The sequence below is a fragment of the Streptomyces sp. NPDC058674 genome (assembly GCF_042716505.1).
Lineage (GTDB): Bacteria > Actinomycetota > Actinomycetes > Streptomycetales > Streptomycetaceae > Streptomyces.
On the sequence record NZ_JBHXSC010000142.1, the window covers coordinates 1 to 1,817 of the forward strand.

Consider the following 1,817-nt stretch of genomic DNA (forward strand, 5'->3'; position numbering starts at 1 on the left):
GCCCCCCCCCCCCCCCGGGGGGGGCCGCCCGCCCGCCGGGCCCGCGACGCGGCCGGCCGGCCGCCCGTACCGCCGGGCCGCTCCGCGCCCGCCCGCCTGCCGGCGGCCCGCGAGGAGGAGCGGGGGCGCCTCGTGCGGCTGCTGGGCCGGGGGCGGTCCGTGCGACTGACCGGCCCCGCCGGATCGGGCCGCAGCACCCTGCTCGACGCGGTCGCCGCGGACTGCGCCGGCCTCGCGCCCGACGGCGTCGTACGGCTCAGCGGCCACGGCCACCAGCAGCCCGGCGAACTGCTCCACGCGCTGTACGCCGCCGTGTACGAGGCCCCCGAGGAGCGGCCCGACCGGGTCGAGCTCCTCGCCCGGGTGCGGGACATAGGCGCCGTCGTACTCCTCGACGACCTGGAGATGGGCGGCGCCGCCCTCGACGAGCTGCTGCGGGCCACCCCCGAGTGCGCCTACCTGCTCGCCGCCACCCCCGACACCCGGGCCCCCTCCGCCGACTCGCACCTGGAGGAGGTCTTCCTCCCCGGGCTGGGCGGGGCCGAGTGCCGGGAGCTGCTGGAGGCGGGCGCGGGACGGCCGCTGACGGACGCGGAGGCCGCCTGGGCGGAGGACCTGCGGTTCGCGTCCGACGGGCTGCCCCTGCGCTTCGTACAGGCCGCCGCGCTGCTGCGGCAGCGCGACGAGCTCAACCGCTCCGACGAGGAGGACGACGAGGAGGAGCCCGGCGTCTTCGAGGAGCGCCCGCGCGACACCGCCGAGGTGCCCCTGCCGACGCTCGCCGAGGCCGCGGCCCCGGCGGAACTGCTGGCCTCGCGGGCCAGCGAGTCCGCCCGCGCCGCGCTGCGGATCGCGTGCGCGCTCGGCGGGGAACTGCCGCACCACGCGCACCTGCCGGCCCTGGTGGGGGACACCCACGCGGACGCCGCGGTGGCGGAGCTGCTGGACTGCGGGCTGCTGACGCCGGTCGGGGCGCGCTACCGGCTCGCCGCGGGCGTCGTACGGCAGCTGGAGGAGGCCGGGTACGGGGACACCGCGGCGGAGGAGGCCCGTACGGCCGCGCGGCACTACGCCTGGTGGACCGGGCACGCCTCGGTGACCCCGGAGCGGGTCGCGGCGGAGGCGGAAGCCGTGCTGGCCGCCCTGGCCGGCGCGGACGTGGTGGCGGCGGTACTGCTGGCGCGCACGGCGGCCCCGGCCTTCGCGGCCTCGCTGCACTGGGAGGCGTGGGAGCGGGTGCTCCGCTCGGGCGCCGAGGCCGCACGGAAGGCGGGGGAGGTCGCCGAGCAGGCGTACTTCCACCACGAGCTGGGCGTGCTCGCGCTGTGCGAGGGGCGCCTGGACCGGGCGCGCGCCGAGCTGGAGACCTCGATCGGGCTGCGCGGGGCGCTCGCGGACAAGCGGGGCACGGTGGCGGGACGGCGGGCGCTCGCGCTGGTCGTCGACCGGGAGGCCGCGGGGGCGGCGGCGTCGCCGCCGCTGCGGCTGGAGGCTCCGCCCGGCCCGGCCGCGGGCACCGCCGGTACGGCGGCCCTCCCGGCGGTCCCGTGGGGCGCGGTCCCCTCGGCGGGCGGCACGAACGGTACGGCGGCTCTCCCGGCGGGCGCGGGCGGTGCGGCGGCTCTTCCGGCGGGCGCGGGCGGTACGGCGGCCCCGCGGGGTGCGGTCCCCTCGGCGGGCGGCACGAACGGTACGGCGGCTCTTCCGGCGGGCGCGGGTACGGCGGCCCTGTGGGGTGCGGTCCCCTCGGCGGGCGGCACGAACGGTACGGCGGCTCTTCCGGCGGGCGCGGGTACGGCGGCCCCGCGGGGTGCGGC

Annotated in this window: 1 protein-coding gene; it reads left to right on the forward strand. The window is 80.9% G+C overall.

Features of this window, described 5'->3' with window-relative positions; genetic code table 11:
* Positions 1-1,817 (forward strand): ATP-binding protein (locus tag ACFWU6_RS33660; RefSeq protein ID WP_383985289.1); only part of this gene is annotated, 1,817 nt, incomplete at both ends.